The sequence below is a fragment of the Devosia sp. genome (genome assembly GCF_025809055.1).
In the GTDB taxonomy this organism is placed as follows: Bacteria; Pseudomonadota; Alphaproteobacteria; order Rhizobiales; family Devosiaceae; genus Devosia.
In genome coordinates this window covers 764,374-784,653 of record NZ_CP075529.1, presented here as the reverse complement: position 1 = coordinate 784,653, position 20,280 = coordinate 764,374, and the positions used below count along the sequence as shown (strand labels likewise).

At 62.5% G+C, this 20,280-nt stretch carries 19 protein-coding genes; 16 read left to right on the top strand and 3 right to left on the bottom strand.

Going from position 1 to position 20,280, the window contains the following annotated elements:
* Window positions 1-58: 58 nt before the first annotated feature.
* From KIT02_RS03805 to KIT02_RS03780, 6 genes are all read left to right on the top strand, one after another.
* Entirely contained in the window at window positions 59-706 is a 648-nt protein-coding gene (locus tag KIT02_RS03805; RefSeq protein WP_297582426.1) for an SGNH/GDSL hydrolase family protein, read from the top strand.
* Window positions 707-729: 23 nt separating this feature from the next.
* Entirely contained in the window at window positions 730-2,169 is a 1,440-nt protein-coding gene (lpdA, locus tag KIT02_RS03800) for a dihydrolipoyl dehydrogenase (protein WP_297582424.1), read from the top strand.
* 130 nt (window positions 2,170-2,299) lie between these two features.
* The gene (locus tag KIT02_RS03795) at window positions 2,300-3,340 is read left to right on the top strand and encodes a Gfo/Idh/MocA family oxidoreductase (RefSeq protein ID WP_297582420.1); all 1,041 of its coding nucleotides are present in this window, start codon (window positions 2,300-2,302) and stop codon (window positions 3,338-3,340) included.
* 140 nt (window positions 3,341-3,480) lie between these two features.
* Window positions 3,481-4,431, top strand: a complete 951-nt coding sequence (lipA, locus tag KIT02_RS03790) for a lipoyl synthase (protein WP_297582417.1) — start codon at window positions 3,481-3,483, stop codon at window positions 4,429-4,431.
* A complete protein-coding gene (locus KIT02_RS03785; RefSeq protein ID WP_297582415.1) occupies window positions 4,432-4,878 on the top strand; it encodes a type II toxin-antitoxin system RatA family toxin in 447 nt (148 codons plus the stop codon).
* Window positions 4,879-4,880: 2 nt separating this feature from the next.
* Window positions 4,881-5,171: a putative quinol monooxygenase gene (locus KIT02_RS03780; RefSeq protein WP_297582413.1), complete on the top strand. Its 291-nt coding sequence runs from the start codon at window positions 4,881-4,883 to the stop codon at window positions 5,169-5,171.
* Here KIT02_RS03780 and KIT02_RS03775 read toward each other — a convergent pair.
* The gene (locus KIT02_RS03775) at window positions 5,149-5,655 is read right to left on the bottom strand and encodes a CinA family protein (protein WP_297582409.1); all 507 of its coding nucleotides are present in this window, start codon (window positions 5,653-5,655) and stop codon (window positions 5,149-5,151) included. The genes KIT02_RS03780 and KIT02_RS03775 overlap by 23 nt on opposite strands.
* On the bottom strand, window positions 5,656-6,846 hold the full coding sequence (locus KIT02_RS03770; RefSeq protein ID WP_297582406.1) for a bifunctional 2-C-methyl-D-erythritol 4-phosphate cytidylyltransferase/2-C-methyl-D-erythritol 2,4-cyclodiphosphate synthase: 1,191 nt from the start codon (window positions 6,844-6,846) through the stop codon (window positions 5,656-5,658).
* Window positions 6,847-7,022: 176 nt separating this feature from the next.
* Here KIT02_RS03770 and dusB point away from each other — a divergent pair, with 176 nt between their 5' ends.
* The 7 genes from dusB (at window position 7,023) to hflX (ending at window position 16,488) form a co-directional block, all read left to right on the top strand.
* Window positions 7,023-8,024: a tRNA dihydrouridine synthase DusB gene (gene dusB, locus KIT02_RS03765; RefSeq protein WP_297582404.1), complete on the top strand. Its 1,002-nt coding sequence runs from the start codon at window positions 7,023-7,025 to the stop codon at window positions 8,022-8,024.
* Window positions 8,021-9,160: an ATP-binding protein gene (locus KIT02_RS03760; protein ID WP_297582402.1), complete on the top strand. Its 1,140-nt coding sequence runs from the start codon at window positions 8,021-8,023 to the stop codon at window positions 9,158-9,160. The genes dusB and KIT02_RS03760 overlap by 4 nt, the downstream gene beginning before the upstream one ends.
* Complete coding sequence (ntrC, locus tag KIT02_RS03755; protein WP_297582400.1) at window positions 9,157-10,605, top strand: nitrogen regulation protein NR(I); 1,449 nt, start codon at window positions 9,157-9,159, stop codon at window positions 10,603-10,605. The genes KIT02_RS03760 and ntrC overlap by 4 nt, the downstream gene beginning before the upstream one ends.
* A gap of 347 nt (window positions 10,606-10,952) precedes the next feature.
* Window positions 10,953-13,292 (top strand): PAS domain-containing sensor histidine kinase, encoded by a 2,340-nt coding sequence (locus KIT02_RS03750; protein WP_297582397.1) that lies wholly within the window; start codon window positions 10,953-10,955, stop codon window positions 13,290-13,292.
* Complete coding sequence (locus KIT02_RS03745) at window positions 13,293-14,675, top strand: sigma-54 dependent transcriptional regulator (protein ID WP_297582394.1); 1,383 nt, start codon at window positions 13,293-13,295, stop codon at window positions 14,673-14,675.
* Between the two features lie 184 nt (window positions 14,676-14,859).
* A complete protein-coding gene (gene hfq, locus KIT02_RS03740; protein WP_297582392.1) occupies window positions 14,860-15,111 on the top strand; it encodes an RNA chaperone Hfq in 252 nt (83 codons plus the stop codon).
* 9 nt (window positions 15,112-15,120) lie between these two features.
* Entirely contained in the window at window positions 15,121-16,488 is a 1,368-nt protein-coding gene (gene hflX / locus KIT02_RS03735) for a GTPase HflX (protein WP_297582390.1), read from the top strand.
* Here hflX and mazG read toward each other — a convergent pair.
* Window positions 16,485-17,294, bottom strand: a complete 810-nt coding sequence (mazG, locus tag KIT02_RS03730) for a nucleoside triphosphate pyrophosphohydrolase (protein WP_297582387.1) — start codon at window positions 17,292-17,294, stop codon at window positions 16,485-16,487. The genes hflX and mazG overlap by 4 nt on opposite strands.
* 592 nt (window positions 17,295-17,886) lie before the next feature.
* On the opposite strand from mazG, the gene lexA reads away from it, so the two are divergent.
* Genes lexA through KIT02_RS03715 form a run of 3 tightly spaced genes read left to right on the top strand, consistent with a single transcriptional unit; the run spans window position 17,887 to window position 19,398 of the window.
* Window positions 17,887-18,603, top strand: a complete 717-nt coding sequence (lexA, locus tag KIT02_RS03725; protein WP_297582385.1) for a transcriptional repressor LexA — start codon at window positions 17,887-17,889, stop codon at window positions 18,601-18,603.
* Between the two features lies 1 nt (window position 18,604).
* Entirely contained in the window at window positions 18,605-18,982 is a 378-nt protein-coding gene (locus KIT02_RS03720; RefSeq protein ID WP_297582382.1) for a nuclear transport factor 2 family protein, read from the top strand.
* Window positions 18,982-19,398, top strand: coding sequence for an NUDIX domain-containing protein (locus KIT02_RS03715; protein WP_297582379.1), 417 nt, complete (start codon window positions 18,982-18,984; stop codon window positions 19,396-19,398). The genes KIT02_RS03720 and KIT02_RS03715 overlap by 1 nt, the downstream gene beginning before the upstream one ends.
* The last annotated feature ends 882 nt before the right edge of the window (window positions 19,399-20,280 follow it).

Sequence of the window (20,280 nt, the reverse complement as noted above, 5' to 3'; positions counted from 1 at the left end):
ATGACCCGGTGGGTGGTTTGCTTTCTGCCAGCCACCTCTCCAACGGAGAAGGCGGCGCATGAAAACCATCCTCGCCTATGGCGACAGCCTGACTTATGGCGCGGACCCCGGTGGTGGGCCGCGGCACGCCTTTGAGGACCGCTGGCCAACCACGCTCGAAAAAGGGCTTGGCGGGCAGGCGCGGGTGATTGCCGAGGGTCTGGGCGGCCGAGCAACTGCCTATGATGACTGGACGGCCGCTGCTGATCGCAATGGCGCCCGCATCCTGCCGACGCTACTCGACAGCCATAAGCCCCTTGACCTGATCATCATCATGCTCGGCACCAATGACCTCAAGCCGTTCGTCGCCGGCACGGCGGCCTATGCGGCCCGGGGCGCGCGGCGCCTGATCGAAATGACCCGTGGGCATTTCGCGGCGACGGGCGAAGCGGCGCCGAAGATCATCCTGGTTTCCCCGCCGCAGGTGGTCGAAACCACCAATGAGGCCATGCTGAGCAATTTCGGCGGTCTTTCGCACCTTCTGCGCGAGTCGCAGGACTTTGCCCGGCACTACCGCCGCCACGCCGAGGAAACCGGCGTGTCCTTTTTCGACGCCGCCACGGTCGCCAAGGCCGATCCGCGCGACGGCGTTCACCTCGACCCGGCCAATACCCGCGCCATAGGCGAAGGGCTGGTGCCGCTCGTCAAACAGGTTCTGGGCATTTAGCCCGAATATTTCTGGAGGCCCTCATGGCTGACCAATACGATCTTCTTGTCATCGGCGCCGGTCCCGGCGGGTACATCGCCGCCATCCGTGGTGCACAACTGGGCATGAAGGTGGCCATTGTCGAGCGCGAGCACATGGCCGGCATCTGCTCCAACTGGGGCTGTATCCCGACCAAGGCCCTGCTGCGCTCGGCTGAAATCTACGGCCATATGGGTCATGCCAAGGATTACGGGCTCACCGCCGAGAAATTCGGCTTCGACCTCGACGGCATCGTCAAGCGGTCGCGGGCCATTGCGGCGCAGATGAACAATGGCGCGCAGTTCCTGATGAAGAAGAACAAGATCGACATCATCTGGGGCGAGGCGGTCATCACCAAGCCGGGCGAGATCAAGGTCGCCCCCACCAAGAAGAAGATCGTCGAGCCGCAGGGGCCCATTCCCAAGAACGCACTCGGCGAGGGCACCTATAAAGCCAAGAACATCATCATCGCCACCGGCGCCCGCCCGCGCGTTCTGCCGGGCATCGAGCCGGACGGCGACAAGATCTGGACCTATTTCGAGGCGCTCAAGCCTGCCGAAATGCCGAAGTCGCTCGTGGTCATGGGATCGGGCGCCATCGGCATCGAGTTTGCCTCGTTCTATCGCTCGCTCGGCGCCGAAGTGACCGTCATCGAATTGCTGCCGCAGATCCTGCCGGTGGAGGATGCCGAAATTTCCGCTCTCGCCCGCAAGCGGCTTGAAAAGCGCGGCATCAAGTTCCTCACCGAAGCCAAGGTCGCCAAGGTCGAGAAGACCAAGGATGGCGTCGTCGCCCATGTCGAGACCAAGGACGGCAAGACCCAGCAGATCGCGGGCGACAAGCTGATTTCGGCGGTTGGCGTGCAGTGCAATATCGAAGGCCTCGGCCTCGAAACCGTCGGTGTGAAGACCGAACGCGGCGCTATTGTCATCGATGGCTATGGCAAGACCAATATCGATGGCATCTGGGCCATCGGCGACGTTGCCGGCCCCCCGATGCTGGCCCACAAGGCCGAGCACGAAGCCGTCATCACGGTCGAAAAGATCGCCGGCCTCAAGGTTCATGGGCTCGATAAGTCGAAAGTGCCGGGCTGCACCTATTGCGAACCGCAGGTCGCCTCCGTGGGCCTCACCGAAGCCAAGGCCAAGGAAACCGGGCGTGAAATCAAGGTCGGCCGCTTTCCGTTCATCGGCAACGGCAAGGCGATCGCTCTCGGCGAGCCGGATGGCCTGGTGAAGACCATTTTCGACGCCAAGACGGGCGAACTGCTGGGCGCGCACATGGTGGGCTCCGAAGTCACCGAACTGATCCAGGGTTTTGTGGTGGCCATGAACCTCGAAACCACCGAGGAAGAGCTCATCCACACCATCTTCCCACACCCGACGCTGTCGGAGACGATGAAGGAAAGCGTGCTCGACGCCTATGGGCGTGCATTGAATATATAGGGTCATGTCCCACCCACGGCGTCATTCCCGCGAAAGCGGGAACCCCTGTTTGCACTAACGGAGGTTCCCGCTTTCGCGGGAATGACCCGGTGTTGGGTGGCGGGACCCAAAAACCAGAGGAGTTATCCACATGGTCAAGGCAATCCAGATCGGTCTGGGACACTGGGGTTTCAGCTGGTCCAAGGACGTTATCCCCAAAGTTCCCACTGTTGAAATGGTGGGCTATGTGGATACCAATCCGGAGGCCACTGCGCGCATCCAGGACGAATTGGGTGTGGACGCAAAGCTCTGCTTCACCAGCCTTGAAGACGCGGCAAAGCATACCGACGCGACGCTGGCCCTCTGCACCCTGCGGACCGAGGCACACTATCCGGTGGTCAAGCGCTGCCTTGAACTCGGCTTCAATGTGCTCGTGGAAAAACCCTTCACCACCACCATTGCCCAGGGCAAGGAACTGGTCGCGCTGGCCAAGGCGCAGAACAAGCTGCTGATGGTCAGCCAGAACTATCGTCATCAGCCGGCGCCCATCGCTGCGGCCGACCTGATTGAGGCCGGAAAATTCGGCGCCCTCAATATGGTGTCGCTCGACTTCCGGCGCCATGGGCCGAGCCAGGGCTATCGCTATTGGGATATGCCGGACCCGCTTCTGGCCGATATGTCGATCCACCATTTCGACCTGATGCGCATGGTGCTGGGCGACGAGCCCAAGCGCCTGACCTGCCGCACCTGGAATCCCATGGGCAGTCCGTTCCATTTCGACCCGTCCGGGGCGGCTCTCATCGAGTTCGAGCGTGGCACCATGCTGTCTTATCGGGCGAGCTGGATGAATACGGGCCCGGTAACGCCCTGGGCGGGCGAGTGGGTCATGGATGCGGCCGAGGGCCAGATCGTGTGGAGTTCACGCGACCATTTCCGCGACAAGGCCGGGCCGGATCGGCTGGCGGTGCGGCCCCTCGATGGCGAATTGCAGCCGGTGCAACTGGCTACGGTGGCCTTTCCGGACCGCACCGGCACGCTTTCCACCATCGCGGCGGCCGTCGACACTGGTGTCATCCCGCCACGCTTCAGCTCGGGCGAGGACAATCTCAAGTCGCTGGCCCTGGTGCGGGCGACCATACTTTCCGCATCGCGCAATGGCGACTGGGTAGAGATCGAAGAGGTCATGCAATAGACCCGGGTGTCGAGCGCTGCCGCTCACGCATGGGGCCAATACCTAAGGCTCGCTTGATCCGGGCGCCCTGAGCGCCGATATAGCGGGCGAGTTCAATCGGCAAGGCCGCCGAAAGGCGGCGCAAGCCAGTCAGGACCACAATGGTTACGCTGATCGACAATGCGGCGCGTCCGCGCCATCCGGAAAAGGCCAACCGGCCCGAAAGCACCGTGCTGCGCAAGCCGGACTGGATTCGGGTCAAGGCGCCAGGGTCGCCGATCTACAAGGAAACCCAGCAGATCGTGCGCGAGAACAATCTCGTCACGGTTTGTGAGGAAGCCGGCTGCCCGAACATTGGGGAATGCTGGAGCAAGAAGCACGCCACCATGATGATCATGGGCGAGATCTGCACCCGCGCCTGCGCCTTCTGCAACGTGCGGACCGGCCTGCCGACCGCCCTCGATCCCCATGAACCGGAAAACGTCGCCAAGGCGGTCGAAAAGCTCGGCCTCGAGCATGTGGTGATCACCTCGGTCGACCGCGACGACCTGGCCGATGGCGGTGCCCAGCACTTTGCCGACGTCATCCTGGCCATCCGCGCCCGCAACCCCAGGACGACGATCGAAATCCTGACGCCCGACTTCCTGCGCAAGGATGGGGCTCTTGAAATTGTCGTGGCGGCCAAGCCGGACGTGTTCAACCATAATCTCGAAACCGTGCCGTCCAAATATCTCAAGGTCCGGCCGGGCGCGCGCTATTTCCACTCGATCCGACTGCTGCAGCGGGTCAAGGAGATCGATCCGACCATTTTCACCAAATCCGGCATCATGGTCGGGCTCGGCGAAGAGCGGAACGAGGTGCTGCAGCTGATGGACGACCTGCGCTCGGCCGATGTGGATTTCCTGACCATCGGCCAGTATCTGCAGCCGACCAAGAAGCATTATCCGCTGCAGCGGTTCGTGACGCCGGAGGAGTTCAAGTCCTTTGCGACGGTGGCCAACGCCAAGGGGTTTCTGCTGGTTTCGTCCAGCCCACTCACCCGCTCGTCGCACCATGCGGGCGAGGATTTCGCACGGCTCCGGGCCAACCGGATGGCCAGGCTGGGTCACTGAATGAAGCGCTTTTTCGACCGGCACGTTCCGCACCTGCCCGAACGCATGTTCGATATCGTCGCGGATCTCGAAGACTATCCGCGCTTCATTCCCAATTGCAAAAGCATGGATGTGAAGCCCGATCCAAAGGCGCAGGCCGGTGTCGACAGCCGTCTGGCGCGCATGACCATTTCGTTCGGACCGGTCACGCAGGCCTATACCAGCCGGGTCACGCTGGACCGGCAGGCGCTGACCATCACCGCCAAGGCCGTGGACGGCCCCTTTGCCTATCTTGACAGCGTCTGGCGCTTCGTCGGCGAAGGGGAGGGTACACGGGTGCGGTTCGAGATCGATTTCAAGATTTCCAACCCGCTGATCGCGGCCGTGGCGGAACCCGCCTTTGCCGCCAAGCAGGAAGAGATCATGCGCGCCTTTGGCGAGGAAGCGGATCGCCGCTACGGAGAATAGCCATGGCCGGCAATGTCCGCCTCTCTGGCCGGTTGATCTGTGTTTCGGAAGCCGAGGCCGGACTGGTCAGGCGATATCTGCCCGAGCATATTGCGCTGACGCGCGCCGAGACCGGGTGCCTTTCCTTCGAGGTGAGCCCGACCGATGACCCCCTGATCTGGCGGGTCGAGGAGGTCTTCGTCGACCAGGCCGCCTTCGAGGCACACCAGGCGAGGACCGGTGCATCCGAATGGGCCCGGCAGACAAAGGCCATCCGGCGGGACTATGCGGTCAGTTCGGTGGATCGCTCGTAAGCACCTGAAGGACGAGGTCGAGCGCCGCCTGTACCGTGGCCTGGCGAATGGCGTCGCGGCCGATGTCGCCAAAGCGGTGCTCGATGACCACGGTTGCCAAGTCCGAGGACACGGCAACATAGACCAGTCCGACCGGTTTCTTGTCACTGCCGCCATCCGGGCCGGCAATGCCGGTGGCTGAAACCGCGATGTCGACATTGGCTGTGTTGCGGGCACCATCGGCCATGGCGCGGGCCACCTGGTTGCTGACGGCTCCATAGTCGCGGATCAGGCGCGATTGCACGCGGATCATCTTCGACTTGGCCGCATTGGCATAGGTCACATAGCCGCCATAGAGGGCGGCGGACGCCCCCGGAACATCCGACAAGGACGCGGCGATCAGGCCACCGGTACAACTCTCGGCGGTCACGATGGTCTGTTTCCGCTCCGACAGGATATCGATGATCTGCTTGCCGACAGGTTGGGATTTCACCTTGCTTGCCATTCAGTCCTCCCGCGGTAGTTCAATGCTTGCGCTGGCCATGGCCACGATCCCTTCCTCCCGCCCGATGAACCCGAGCTTTTCATTGGTCGTCGCTTTCACCGCCACCCGGTTTGCCGCAATGCCGAGGGTATCAGCAATCGCGGCGCACATGGCTGGCGCGTGTGTAGCAATCCTCGGAGCTTCCGCGACGATTGTCACGTCGAGATTGACGATGCGGCCGTTTCTCCGGCGCACCAGTTCGCCTGCATGCTTGAGGAAGATCGTGGAGGCCGCCCCCTTCCACTGGGGGTCGCTGGGCGGAAAGTGGACACCGATGTCACCTTCGCCGATGGCGCCGAGAATGGCGTCGGTGAGGGCGTGGAGCGCCACGTCGGCATCCGAATGGCCCTTGAGGCGGGCTGTATGGGGAATGCGCACGCCGCAGAGCCAGACGGCATCGCCCGTGTCGAAGGGGTGCACGTCGTAGCCGGTACCAATCCGCGTTTCCATGGCGCTGCGTGCCCCCAGAATGTTCTCGGCCCGCGCAAAGTCGTCGGGGTGGGTGATCTTGATATTGTCCCGGCTTCCCGGAACGATGGCAACGCCAAGGCCGGCCCATTCGGCGATCTCGGCATCATCGGTGAACTCCCGCCGGACCGTCGCCGCCCGCATATGGGCTGAGAAAATCTGGCCGAAGCGGAAGCCCTGTGGGGTTTGGGCAGCGAAGAGCTGTCGCCGGTCTTCGGTGGATGTGATCATTTCGCCATCCAGAGACCGCTTTATGGTGTCCGTGACGGGCAGGGCGGGGATTGCGCCATCGTGGGCATCCAGCCCGGCCAGAATAGCCGCGAAAAGCTCCGGCGGAGGGAAGGGGCGGGCGGCGTCGTGAATCAGAACGCGGTCCGGCCGCAGTGGCGCCAGTGCTTTCAGTCCCTCAAGAACGGATTCCTGCCGGCTTGCCCCGCCGTGTACCGGTTCTGATATCCGTGGGCCGCCAATGCCCAGGCCGCTCCAGAGATCGGCATGATCACGGTGTATGACCGGGATAACCTGGCCAATTGCCTCGATCGCCAGGATCGCGTCCAGCGTGTGGGCGATGACGGGCCGGCCCGCCAGGTCACGATATTGTTTGGGGCGGCTCTGCGCTGCCTGGGCCGCGCGCACACCCTTGCCGGCTGCGACGAGGATGACGGCGACGGATCTGGCACGCATAGTCTGGAAACGCTCTGAACAAGTGGCAGTCTGACTATCGTCTAGCCAAGCCGCCGTCATGCGGCAAGAGCAGGGCTGATTTACATGCCCGAACACCACTGGAGTGGTTGCGTGACCCGCGCAATTGACTATTGTGCGGGCATCCATTTGTAAGTGAACATTTCTGGGGCAATTGATTGTCGGCGAATGCCTTCTCATTGAGCATTGGTGGTCATACGGTTCGCAATCGCGCCTTCCTGGCTCCCATGGCCGGGATTACTGATCGCTCATTCCGGGAAATCGCCGAACGCTTTGGTGCTGGTCTGGTGGTTTCCGAGATGGTTGCCAGCGCCGCCCTCAGCACCGGTCACCACGACATGGTCCGCAAGCTTGGGCGCGCCGGGTCATTGCCGCATGTCGTCCAACTGGCTGGTTGCGAGCCCCGCTGGATGGCCGAAGGCGCGCGCATTGCCGAAGCGAGCGGCGCCGACATCATCGACATCAATTTCGGCTGCCCGGCAAAGCGCGTGACCACCGGCTATGCCGGCTCCGCGCTGATGCGCGTTCCAGATCAGGCTCTGGCCATCGTCGAAGCTGTCGTTGGCGCGACGTCGCGGCCGGTGACGGTCAAGATGCGGCTGGGTTGGGACGACGAAAGCCTCAATGCGCCACTGATCGCGCGGCTGGCCGTGGATGCCGGCGCGCAGATGATCACGGTCCATGGCCGCACCCGGCAGCAGTTTTACAAGGGGCAGGCGCGCTGGACCCTGGTGCGGGAAGTCGTCGAGGCGGTGCCTGTGCCGGTAGTGGTCAATGGGGACATTACCGATCTCGCCACGGCACGCGAGGCCCTGGAGCAGTCGGGAGCCTCGGCCGTCATGCTTGGGCGTGGTGCGCAGGGGCAGCCCTGGCGCGTGGGGCAGATCGGTGCGGGACTCCAGGGCGCATCCGGTCCGGAGACGCCGCAAGGGAATGCTCTCGTGACCCTCATTCGCACCCATTACGAAGAGATGTTGATCGAATACGGCACAGAAGTCGGGTTGCGCGCAGCCCGCAAGCACCTCGATTGGTATGCGGAGGCCGCCGGCCTCGATCTCGACAAAGCCACGCGGCGCCAATTTCTCGACAATGACCAGCCCAGCGACGTGATCGACATGATCGGGCGGCTGTTTTCCGGCGAATGGAGGGCAGCGGCATGAGTGGGGCAAAGTCTCAGGCCGGAGATGACCTCCCGGCGCGTGCGGTGCTGCAGGCCTTGCCGCAGCCGGTGATGGTGCTGGACGATACGCGGCGCGTGACCTTTGCCAATTATGCGGCCGAAGCCTTCTTTGGCGCCTCGCTGAGCGTGCTCACGCGCCAGACGCTGGACGACCTCATTGCCTTCGGCTCGCCGATCATCACCCTGGTCGAGACCGTATTGTCGCGGCGCGCGCCGATGACGGAATATCGGGTGCGCGTGGGTTCGTCCCGTTTTGGCGACGAGCGGATCGCGGATGTCTTTGCCAGCCCCCTGTCAGAAACCGACGGGCGCGTCGCAGTGCTGATCCAGGAACGCACCATGGCCGACAAGATTGACCGGCAGATGGTGTCGCGCGGCGCCGCGCGGTCGGTCACCGGCCTTGCATCAATGCTGGCGCACGAAATCAAGAATCCGCTTTCCGGCATCCGGGGCGCGGCGCAGCTGCTTGAACAATCCGTACCGGCGGACGAAATCCCGCTGGCCCGGCTCATACGCGATGAAACCGATCGCATCGTGGGCCTCCTCGACCGCGTGGAGGTGTTCGGCGACGAGCGGCCGCTCGAGCGCGAGCCGATCAATATTCACGTGGTCCTGGACCGGGTGAAGCTCCTGGCCCGCAACGGCGTCGCCCGCGGAATCGCCTTTGCCGAGGAATATGATCCGTCCCTGCCGCCGGTGCTCGGCAATCGCGACCAGCTGATCCAGGTCTTTCTCAATCTGATAAAGAATGCCTCGGAAGCCCTTGAACGCACTCAGAAACCTGAAATCAAGCTGACCACTGCCTTTCGGCCGGGTATCCGTATCAGCGTTGCCGGTGTGTCGGAGCGTATTTCGCTGCCGCTCGAAATCGTCATCGAGGACAACGGCCCCGGCGTGCCACCGGACATCCTGCCGTTTCTGTTCGATCCCTTCGTGACCACCAAAACCAATGGCTCGGGCCTTGGCCTTGCCCTTGTCGCCAAGATCGTGGGCGACCACGGCGGCGTCATCGATTGCGACAGCCGTCCGGGCCGAACCAAGTTCCGCATCCTGCTGCCGGTCGCCAGTGGCGCACTCCAGTCTCCCGCCGAAGCCGAAAAGGGTTCGCCTGAATGAGCCACGTCGTTTTGCTCGCCGATGATGATGCCGCGATCCGCATGGTGCTCAACCAGGCGCTGACGCGCGCCGGATATGAAGTCAGGCCAACGGGCAATATCTCGACCATGTGGAACTGGGTAAGCCGCGGCGAGGGGGACATTCTCATCACCGACGTGGCCATGCCGGACGGCAATGCGTTCGAGGTGATGCCCAAGATCAAGAAGCTGCGACCCGATCTGCCCATGATCGTGATGAGCGCGCAGAACACCTTCATGACGGCGATCCGGGCCTCCGAGGTCGGCGCCTATGAATACCTGCCCAAGCCGTTCGACATCACCGAGGTGCTATCGGTCGTGGCTCGGGCGCTGGCCGATGCGAAGAAGCCGACCACCGCAGACCGCAAGAGCGAGGAGGCGGGAGAGACCATGCCCCTGGTGGGCCGGTCGACCGCCATGCAGGATATCTACCGGGCCCTTGCACGGCTGATGCAGACCGATCTCACTGTGATGATCACTGGCGAGAGCGGCACCGGCAAGGAACTTGTGGCCCGCGCGCTGCATGACTTCGGCAAGCGGCGCAATGGTCCGTTCGTGGCGATCAACATGGCCGCCATCCCGCGCGATCTCATCGAGGCCGAGCTCTTCGGGCACGAAAAGGGCGCCTTTACCGGCGCCAATACCCGATCCTCCGGCCGCTTCGAGCAGGCCGAGGGTGGCACACTGTTCCTGGACGAAATCGGCGATATGCCGATGGATGCCCAGACGCGCCTGCTGCGCGTGCTGCAGGAAGGCGAATACACGATGGTCGGCGGGCGCAGCGCCATCAAGACCAATGTGCGTATCGTGGCGGCGACCCATCGCGACCTCAGCCAGATGATCCGGCAGGGCCTGTTCCGCGAGGATCTTTACTATCGGCTCAACGTCGTTCCCATCCGGCTGCCACCCCTGCGCGAACGCATCGATGATATCGCGGACCTGGTGCAGCACTTCCTACGCGATGCCTTGCGTGAAGGCGAGCCGATGAAATCGGTGTCGCCGGAAGCGATCCGGCTGATGCAGAACTATTCCTGGCCGGGCAATATTCGCGAGTTGGAAAACCTCGTCCGGCGGCTTTCGGCGCTCTATGCCGACGAGCAGATTTCGGTCGAAATCGTTCAGAACGAGCTGAACATTGCCGATCGCCCGGCCAGCTCTGCCGCGGGCGGGCCGGTGGACGTGTCCACAGCGGTGGAAACGCATGTTGGCCAGCTCCTGCGCGAATACGAGCCCAACCTGCCGCCTGCGGGGCTCTATCAGCGCGTCATCGACAAGGTGGAGGCCCCTCTGATCGCCATGGCGCTCAATGCCTGCGGCGGCAACCAGATCAAGGCAGCCGACCTGCTCGGGCTCAATCGCAATACCCTGCGCAAGAAGATCCGCACACACAGTATCGAGATCGTGAAGCATAGCCGCCGGGGCGGTTGAGCGGGATATTGTCGCGATGCCGGTGGTATCGCATGAGGCCCGCGTCTGGGCCCTGCGCGCGTAGTTCTCCCATGGCGTCGTCTCCCAAAATCCGCTCTGCTGGCGCAATTTCGTCGGCACAGCCGGCCGGAGTTTTCGTGCCATTCGAGCGTAGCTCTCATGGCCTTGGCTGCGGAAAACGCTCCACTGGAGCGTTTTCTCGTCGCAGCCAAGTGTCACATTTTAGCAACAATTGTCTTGAAGGGTCGGGCGAATTGGGTCAGGCTTTGTCGGCATGACCGGTGCGCAGTCGACTTTTCGCCTGTCGCCGCTCAACGCAGAGACGAGGCAGAGGGTTATTTCGGCCAATGACGGAAGCGGCTTCGGCCAACGATACGCAGCCTGAGAGCCCGCGTCCGGCCGATAATAGCAAGCCGGCCGGACGGGTGCGGCTGGGCGCCATGCAGAATGGCCCGCTGCGCATTCTCGGCTTCATCGTGGTCTTTGCCTCGGTGCTGATGTCATCACTGTCGTTCCTGATTCTGTCCGGCACAACCAATATCGAGCCGTCGGCAACGGTCTGGACGGTGATCTGGATCGTCACCGGCGTGCTGGTGCTGCTGGTGATCGCCCTCGTGGTCACTGAGGCCGTGCTGCTGGTTCAGGCGCGTATGCGGCGCCAGCCCGGCGCGGGGCTGCAGGTGCGCATGGTTGCTATGTTTGCCTTCGTGGCCGGTGTGCCGGCAGCTCTCGTTGCAGTCGTGGCCACCATTGCCCTCAATCAGGGGTTGGATCAGTGGTTCTCCGAGCGCACAAGGGCGATGGTGGAGAGCTCGCGGCTGGTGGCGCGGTCCTACATGCTCGAGCACGCCCAGGTGCTGCGTGACGACATCATCTGGGTGGCAACCGAATTGGAGCAGGCACACGCCATTTTCGAAGAAGGCGGGGAACGCTTCGAGCGCATCCTGACGGCCCTGGCGGTGACGCGCTCGCTGCCCTTCACCTCGCTCATCGACGAAAATGGCGAAACGCTGATCCGGGCCCAGATCAACGTCGCCGGCGCTTATCCCAAATTGCCCACCGGGATCACGCAGGGCGTGGTGGAGGGCATTCCGACGGCGATCGCGCCGGGCACGACCAACCTCGTCGGCTCGGTTGTGAAGCTGCGCGGATATGACGACGTCTATCTCTTCGTCGCGCGGCCCGTTGATGCCGAAGTGCTCGCTTATATGCGGCTCACTGACGAGAACATCACTGAATACCGGGAATACGCCTCCAACCGGCTGGTTTTCCAGATCACCTTCACCATCATGTATGTCGGGTTGGCCGTGGTGTTGCTGCTGGCCGCACTCTGGATCGGCATTGCCTTGGCGAACCGGTTTGTCGACCCCATCCGAAATCTCATGGTCGCCTCGCGCCGCGTGAGTGCCGGGGACCTTGATGTTCAGGTACCGGTGCAGGAGGGCAGGGGCGACCTGCGCGACCTGTCCAACGGCTTCAACAGGATGACGGAACAGCTCAGACACCAGCGCGAGGCGCTGTTGCAGGCCAATGAAGTGATCGAAAAGCGACGGCAGTTTACCGAAGCCGTGGTGGAAGGCGTGTCGGCAGGGATCATCGGCCTCGATCCGTTCGGGGCGATTACCCTGGTCAATGCGCGCGCCTGCGAAATGCTCGGCAAGACCGAAATCGAGCTCATGGGCGAGCGCATGGAAGAGGTGCTCCCCGAAATCGCCCCGACCATGGAAAAAGCCCGGTCGGCGCGCCGTGGCCAGGTGCGCGACCAGATCCAGCTCGGCAACGAGACCAACCGCAGGATCTACCAGGCGCAGCTCACCCGGGAAGGCTCGATCACCGAGTCGAAGGGCTATGTCCTGACCTTCGACGACATCACCGACCTCGAATCGGCACAGCGGACAAGCGCCTGGGCCGACGTGGCGCGGCGCATTGCCCACGAGATCAAGAACCCGCTCACGCCCATCCAGCTGTCGGCCGAGCGGTTGCGGCGACGGTACGGCAACAAGCTCGAAGACGATCGCGAGGTTTTCGAGAAGTGCATCAACACCATCGTGCGCCAGGTCGGCGATATCGGACGAATGGTCGACGAGTTCTCCGCCTTTGCGCGGATGCCCGAGTCAGCGCCCGAAATGGCGGATCTCAGCGACACGGTTCGACAGGCGGTGTTCCTCGAGAGCGTACGGCTGCCGGAAGTAACCATTGTTACGCTGTTGCCGGAAGAGCCGATCGCCGCCTGGTTCGATACGCGTCTGGTGTCGCAGACGCTTACGAACCTGATCAAAAACGCCGTGGAAGCATTTGAAGATATTCAGCTTTCATCCGATTGGCAGCCCACCATAACCGTGGAGGCCCATGTCGAGGGATCCCACGCCCGCATCGCCGTGTCCGACAATGGCAAGGGGTGGCCGAAGGACAATCGCCAGCGGCTGCTTGAGCCCTATATGACCACCCGCGAGAAGGGAACCGGACTTGGGCTCGCCATCGTTGCCAGAATTATCGAGCAGCATGGCGGCATTGTCGAACTGATCGATGCCGAACCCGATGCGCAGGGCAGGGTGGGCGCATGCGTGACCTTCACGCTGCTGCTGCGCCCGCCGGCCAAGAATACCACCGAAGACGAAATAGCCCCGGACGCTGAAAACCGGGACCAAAAGGAGGAGCCGCTGCTGAACGCGGTTGTTCACAAGTAGATGGCACTAGACATTCTGATTATCGATGACGAGGACGATATCCGCGATCTGATCGCGGGCATCCTTGAGGATGAAGGCTTTGAGACCCGCCAGGCGCACGACGCGGACAGCGGTCTCAATGAAATTGCCCGTCGCCGGCCGAGCCTGGTCTTCCTGGATATCTGGATGCAGGGGTCGCGGCTCGACGGGCTGCAATTGCTCGACGTATTCCAGAGCCAGCATCCCGACATGCCGGTGGTCATGATTTCCGGCCACGGCAATGTGGAAACGGCCGTGTCGGCGATCCGGCGCGGTGCTTACGACTATATCGAGAAACCCTTCAAGATCGACCGGCTGCTGCACATCACCCAGCGCGCCATGGAGGCGACACGGCTGCGCAATGAGGTGGCCGAGCTCAAGGAGCGCGCCGTCTCCAAGAGCGCCGAACTCGTCGGCCTGTCGCCGTCGCTGCAGCAGGTGCGGTCCACGATCGACAAATCGGCGCCAACGAATTCGCGTATCTTCATTTCCGGCTCGTCCGGCAGCGGCAAGGGACTGGTGGCGCGCCTCGTGCACCAGCGCAGCCCCAGGGCCAATGCGCCGTTCGTCGAGATCAACGCCTCGCTCTATGCACCCGAAGAGGTGCAGGTGGTGCTGTTTGGCCGCGAGGCGCGTGAAAAGAATGGCCTGCTCAAGGTCGAGGTCGGTGCGCTCGAGCGGGCGCATGGCGGCACGCTTTATCTCTCGGAAGTGACGACGCTGCCGGCGGCTGTGCAGGCGTCCCTGTTGCGCACATTGGTCGAAAACCGGTTCAACCGCGTCGGCGGTGTGCAGGCCGTGCCGATCGACGTGCGCATCATTTCGTCCAGCTCGCAGAATGTCGCCGCGCAGATCGAGGCCGGGGAGTTTCGGTCCGATCTTTTCCACCGGCTCTCGATCGTGCCGCTGCCGCTCACCCCCCTCAGGGAGCGCCGTGAGGACGTTCCGCCTCTGGTTTCCGTCTTCATTGAGCAGATCTGCCGGATGCATAACCTCCAGCGGCTGATTATCGGCGACGACGCCATGGCCGTGCTCCAGGCCCAGGAATGGCCCGGAAACGCGCGGCAATTGCGCAATTCCATCGAGCGGCTGCTCATTCTCATGAAAGACCAACAGCCCGAGGGTGGCGTCATCACCGCCGCCATGCTGCCGTCCGATATCGGCGAGGTCCTCCCGACGGTTGGCGATACCGATGCCTCCGCGCACCTGATGAGCCTGCCGCTGCGGGATGCCCGCGAGGTGTTCGAGCGGCAATATCTCTTGGCGCAGATCGAGCGGTTTGGCGGCAATATTTCCAAGACCGCCGAGTTTGTCGGCATGGAGCGCAGCGCCTTGCACCGCAAGATAAAGTCTCTTGGGCTCTAAGGGGACGTCGCGCGAGCGGCGTCTGGCTATGCAACTTGGGCGGTAGGCAGCCCTTTGCATCTGTGCCATAGTACTAGGACTAAGACCTGCTTCAGGGACTGGGCGGCAGTCTCTGAATGTCGGGAAAGCAAGCAATTGCAGCAAAAACAGCGACATTCAATGCCGCGGAGAAGAGGCCAATACAATGCCCAGCGAGAAACAGCAGAACTTGCAGGACTCCTTCCTTAATCACGTCCGGAAGCAGAAGGTGCCGGTCACCATATTTCTGGTGAACGGCGTGAAATTGCAGGGCGTCATCACGTGGTTCGACAACTTCTGTCTGTTGCTTCGTCGCGATGCCCAGTCGCAGCTGGTTTATAAGCACGCGATCTCCACGATCATGCCTGGCGCACCGATCCAGCTGTTCGATCCCGAGCAGAACCAAGACCACGACTAACGGATAAAAATGGGCGAATTTGATGAGCATGGGGGCGTCGCTTCGGGCGGCCCCAAGCCTTTTATTGACCGTCAGGCGCAGCCGACGCGCGCCGCGCTTGTCTGCCCCGATCTTCGGGGCAACTCTTCCTTTCATGGCATAGAAGCGCGCGAGGCCGAATTCGTCGGACTTGCCGGCGCAATCGGGCTCAATGTCGTGTTCTCGGATGTGCTGAAACTGCGCGAGATCAGGCCGGCCACTTATCTGGGGGCCGGTCAGGTCGCCACGCTTGCCGACAAGGCCAAGTCCGAGGAGATTGAACTGCTCCTCGTCGATGCGGCCCTGAGCCCCATTCAGCAACGCAATCTCGAGCGCGAAACCGGCACCAAGGTTTTGGACCGGACTGCGCTGATCCTCGAGATTTTCGGGGAGCGGGCGGCGACGCGCGAAGGCGTGCTGCAGGTCGAACTCGCGCATCTCAACTACCAGAAGGGCCGCCTGGTGCGATCCTGGACCCACCTTGAACGCCAGCGGGGCAGCGGTGGCATGGGGTTCATGGGCGGGCCGGGCGAAACCCAGATCGAAAGCGACCGCCGCCAGATCGGCGAGCGCATCGCTTTGCTCGAAGATCGCCTGGAAAAGGTCAAGCGCACCCGCGAACAGCAGCGCCGCCAGCGCACAAGGGCGCAGATCCCGATTGTCGCGCTGGTCGGCTATACCAATGCCGGAAAATCGAGCCTGTTCAATCGGTTGACCGGGGCAGGGGTGTTCGCCAAGGATCTGCTCTTTGCGACCCTGGACACCACCGTGCGCAAGATCACCCTGCCGCATGGCCGCGAAGTCATGCTGAGCGACACCGTGGGCTTCGTCGCCGATCTGCCTCACGATCTTGTGGCGGCATTTCGCGCGACCCTCGAAGAGGTCACCGAGGCCGATATCATCCTGCATGTCCGCGACATCGCCAATGCCGATCACGCGGCGCAGGCGCAGGATGTGCTGACTGTGCTCGATGAATTGGGCGTGTCCGCCGAAAACACTGCCATTGTCGAAGTCTGGAACAAGGTCGACCTTCTGGAAGACCCCGTGCTGGCCCTGGCCTCAGCAAAGCCCGCAGGGGCCGTCGTCACCAGCGTGCCGCTGTCGGCGCAGACCGGGCAGGGGGTGGATCACCTGCTCGAGGTCATCGAGAAAACCCTGGGGGAGCAAAGCCGGACCTATCAGGTCCATGTGCCGCACAGCGCCGGGGCCGATATCGGCTGGCTACACAGCCATGCCGAGGTCGTCTTGCGCGGTGAGCCCGACGAGCGCGGCACCAGTTTTGTCGTGCGTGTCGATCCGCGCCACCGGGCCATGTTCCTCGAGCGGTTCAATGGCCGGATCGAGGCCGACGGCAGCTAGAGTTTGTCGCGGGCGCGAACCTCGTTCCAATAGCCGTCCAACCGGTCCAGACCGGCCTGCTCGGGCGCAATTCCATCTTCGCGGCATCGCGCCTCGACATGGTGAAAGCGCCGCGTGAATTTTGAATTGGCATCCCGCAATGCCGCTTCCGGGTCAATGCCGGCCTTGCGGGCGAGATTGGCGACCGCAAACAACAGGTCCCCGATTTCCTCGTGGACGGCCCCGGCATCATGAGCTGCATGGGCTCCAAAAACCTCGTCCAGTTCCTCCTCGACCTTGTGGCGCACCTGCTGAAGGTCGGGCCAGTCAAAACCCACCTTTGCCGCGCGCTTTGTCAGCTTTGCGGCGCGGGCGAGGGCGGGCAGCACCTGTGGAACATCGTCGAGTACGGACGGCTCAGCCTGCCCCTTGCTGCCCGCCTTTGCCGCGCGCTCGGCAACCTTTATGGCCTCCCAGCGGTCCTGCGCATCCGAGGCTCCGGAAGCGGACACCGCCCCAAAAACATGCGGATGGCGGCGGATAAGCTTTTCCGTGATCGCATGGATGACATCGCCAATGTCAAAGTGACCGGCTTCCTTGGCCATCTGCGCATGATAGATGGGCTGCAGCAGCAGATCGCCTAGTTCCTCGCGCAAGTCGGCAAAATCCTCGCGCTCGATTGCGTCCGCAACCTCATAGGCCTCTTCGATCGTGTAGTGCCTGATCGTCCTGAAATCCTGCTCGAGATCCCATGGACATCCACCATCGGGATCACGCAGGGCGGCCATGATTTCGATAAGGCGGCTGAGATCGCGAGAGGGCTGCATGGTCGGGTCCTGAGGAATCGGTGGCGCCAGCGTATCAGCCCGGGAGTGGAGTGGCACCGTCAGCGGCCATCAACGCATCTCCGTAATTCGCATAATATATATTATGGAACTATTTGATGTGACCGCGGCCTGGATTTCGGACGGTTTTACCGTAGCCAGGCTCACGAATACGGCAAGGCCGGGTTATGAACTAAGACGATTTCGTGCCGGCCAAAGGTGCAAGCCTTCCCAAGTCCGGCCAGCTGTCGCTACGGTTCCCCAAGCGCGTACTTGGCTGAACCTCCCGGAGAGCCTGCCGGACCTCGCGTCTACCATGTCCGTGCCTACGACGATTCTGTCATAAGCCGTGATGGTTCCGCTAGTCCGCATGGTGGCTTGCTGGGCGTCACCGAGAGTTCGAAGACTTCATGGTGAGCCTGTCCAATCTCGAGGTTTTTTGACCAAGCCCTTGGCGCCGTCCGGCCTTATTGCCGTCGCGACATTGGGCCATCAGCGCAACCTTTGCTCCTCCCGGCGCGTGAGGAGTTGCAGAACATAACTGGAACACGTATAGTCGTTCCGTCTATGTTCCGATTCTAGGGTTGTGGGGCCGATGCTGACACGCAAACAACACGAACTGCTGATGTTCATCCATGAACGGATGAAGGAAAGCGGGATCCCGCCCTCGTTCGACGAGATGAAGGATGCGCTCGATCTCGCATCCAAGTCGGGCATTCACCGATTGATCACGGCTCTGGAAGAGCGTGGTTTCATCCGGCGGCTGCCCAACCGGGCGCGGGCGCTGGAAGTGGTCAAGCTTCCGGACTCGATGAATCCATCCTTGGGCGGTCGCAAGGCACGCTTCGAGCCCGCCGTAATCGAGGGCAGTCTCGGAAAGGTATCAGCACCCCCTGCCCGTGCATCGTCGGGGTCGGACGATTATGCGCGGCCGGTGTCCATACCGGTCATGGGACGCATTGCGGCCGGTACGCCGATCGAAGCCATTCAATCGCACTCGCACACCATCGCCGTACCGCCTGAAATGCTCGGGCCTGGCGAGCATTATGCGCTCGAAGTGCGCGGGGACTCGATGATCGAGGCCGGGATTTTCGATGGCGACACGGTTCTCATCAAGAAGCAGGACATTGCCTCGACCGGCGAGATCATCGTGGCCTTGGTCGATGATGAGGAAGCCACGCTCAAGCGCCTGCGGCGCAAGGGCAATACCGTGGCGCTGGAAGCCGCCAATCCGGCCTATGAAACCCGCATCTTCCCGCCCGACCGGGTAAAGGTCCAGGGCCGTCTCGTGGGGCTGCTGCGGAAATATTAAGGTGGGTTATCCCACAGCCAAGGCCGTCATGGACGCCTATGCCGAAGGCATAAATGCCCATGACTTTGACCTGCTCGAAGACCTGATCGATGCCGACGCGGTCTTCTGGTTCAGCTCCGGATCCTATCGTGGCTTGCCCGCAATTCGAGCTGCCTTCGAGGCGACCTGGACCCGGCTTCAGAACGAGACCTATTGGCTCGAAGAGCTAGCCTGGATTGCCTCAGATGATGGGGCGGCTGCCTGCACTTATTCGTTCCGCTGGCGAGCGGAGGTTGATGGCTCACGCATCGAGGGCGGCGGGCGCGGCACGAGTGTCTTGCGGCGCCGTGCCGAGGGCTGGCTTATCGTGCACGAGCATTTGAGTGCGGAGCCGACGTGATGCCGGTCGAAAAGGTCTGCCCTGTCGTAGTGCGCGGCCATGCTGCGGGACTGGAAATATTGGCCTTCGCCCACCCCCTGGCCGGCTGGCAATTGGTGAAAGGCACGCGGGAGCCGGGGGAGTCCATAGCCGAGGGCGCGTTGCGCGAACTGGCTGAAGAGTCCGGTATTGTGGGGCAAGCCGGAGCGGGTACAGTCTGGACAAGTGAGCACATCGCCGCGGGGCAAGTGTGGCATTTCGTACCTGTCACCGTGGGTGATGTGCCTGATCGCTTTTCTTTCCACACGCTGGACGATGGTGGTCACCGCTTTGATTTCTTCTGGTGGAATTTGACTGCGTCGCCGGGACCCGAATGGCACCCATTTTTCGTCTTGGCCTTGGATGAGATCTCAGCAAGGACCCCCACGAGCTCCTGACGCATCGGTGTTTCAGGGCCCCGCTCGGTCCAGAGGCTTGGTGAGCTAAGCTGGTGCTCATCGATGGATTGACACACCGCGTTCCCGTTCACTCCCGGTGTCATTCCCGCGAAAGCGGGAACCTTTGGTTGATCGGAAATCCCTGCGTTCGGGGAGATTTCCCTGAAAATCTCGATGCGACCAGCTTGCATGCACCCGGCCTGCATGCGCCGGGTCACGGGCGAAGTGTTGACCGCGCCGCGTGTGAGTAGCCTGAAGTTATCCCCCTCCCCCAAGACCACAGGCATATTGTGCTCACCCCTGCACGGGCTGCGCGGTCGCGACGAACAATCGGTGCGGGGGACCGGATGGAGAAACGGGGTCGCCCATCTTCCGTTCGCGCATATGGACGGACCCCCGGAACCTCCCCGGGGATCATGTCGGGCCCTTCCGGCTGCACCGGATTGGCAGCTGCCACGTCGCCAGCAGGGCGAAGACGAAGCAGTCCCTCATGGACGGCACCGGACGCAACGCCGCCGAAACCAATGCGATGAACGAGTCTCCGGTGCATGGGGCGAGGTTTTCCTCACCTATACTTTTGCCGGACGACCGGCACCGAGGCGAATCTCGCCCCATGCCGCAGCTTCGAGGCGGCGGCACGCAAAATCCTTCCGGTGGAAGGATTTTAGTCGAGAAGGCCATGAGAGCTAATCTCGAATGGCAGAGGCGGTGGTATCACGAACCCGGAGGCCATTGGCCGTCCGGCGTTTCGGCACGTCCGCCCAACGGCAAACCGGCCCTGCAGAACGGGCCGGTTTCCTTGAGCGTCTGACTTGTGAACTGAACCATCGCTGTCATCGCCCCTCCCCTCAGGGGAGAGGGATGGGGTGAGGGGTGAAAGAA

Excerpts from the sequence above, each read along its gene's own strand:
- KIT02_RS03805 (WP_297582426.1), top strand. The coding sequence starts at position 59 with ATGAAAACCATCCTCGCCTATGGCGACAGCCTGACTTATGGCGCGGAC.
- lpdA (WP_297582424.1), top strand. The coding sequence starts at position 730 with ATGGCTGACCAATACGATCTTCTTGTCATCGGCGCCGGTCCCGGCGGG.
- KIT02_RS03795 (WP_297582420.1), top strand. The coding sequence starts at position 2,300 with ATGGTCAAGGCAATCCAGATCGGTCTGGGACACTGGGGTTTCAGCTGG.
- lipA (WP_297582417.1), top strand. The coding sequence starts at position 3,481 with ATGGTTACGCTGATCGACAATGCGGCGCGTCCGCGCCATCCGGAAAAG.
- KIT02_RS03785 (WP_297582415.1), top strand. The coding sequence starts at position 4,432 with ATGAAGCGCTTTTTCGACCGGCACGTTCCGCACCTGCCCGAACGCATG.
- KIT02_RS03780 (WP_297582413.1), top strand. The coding sequence starts at position 4,881 with ATGGCCGGCAATGTCCGCCTCTCTGGCCGGTTGATCTGTGTTTCGGAA.
- KIT02_RS03775 (WP_297582409.1), bottom strand. The coding sequence starts at position 5,655 with ATGGCAAGCAAGGTGAAATCCCAACCTGTCGGCAAGCAGATCATCGAT.
- KIT02_RS03770 (WP_297582406.1), bottom strand. The coding sequence starts at position 6,846 with ATGCGTGCCAGATCCGTCGCCGTCATCCTCGTCGCAGCCGGCAAGGGT.
- KIT02_RS03760 (WP_297582402.1), top strand. The coding sequence starts at position 8,021 with ATGAGTGGGGCAAAGTCTCAGGCCGGAGATGACCTCCCGGCGCGTGCG.
- ntrC (WP_297582400.1), top strand. The coding sequence starts at position 9,157 with ATGAGCCACGTCGTTTTGCTCGCCGATGATGATGCCGCGATCCGCATG.
- KIT02_RS03750 (WP_297582397.1), top strand. The coding sequence starts at position 10,953 with ATGACGGAAGCGGCTTCGGCCAACGATACGCAGCCTGAGAGCCCGCGT.
- KIT02_RS03745 (WP_297582394.1), top strand. The coding sequence starts at position 13,293 with ATGGCACTAGACATTCTGATTATCGATGACGAGGACGATATCCGCGAT.
- hfq (WP_297582392.1), top strand. The coding sequence starts at position 14,860 with ATGCCCAGCGAGAAACAGCAGAACTTGCAGGACTCCTTCCTTAATCAC.
- hflX (WP_297582390.1), top strand. The coding sequence starts at position 15,121 with ATGGGCGAATTTGATGAGCATGGGGGCGTCGCTTCGGGCGGCCCCAAG.
- mazG (WP_297582387.1), bottom strand. The coding sequence starts at position 17,294 with ATGCAGCCCTCTCGCGATCTCAGCCGCCTTATCGAAATCATGGCCGCC.
- lexA (WP_297582385.1), top strand. The coding sequence starts at position 17,887 with ATGCTGACACGCAAACAACACGAACTGCTGATGTTCATCCATGAACGG.
- KIT02_RS03715 (WP_297582379.1), top strand. The coding sequence starts at position 18,982 with ATGCCGGTCGAAAAGGTCTGCCCTGTCGTAGTGCGCGGCCATGCTGCG.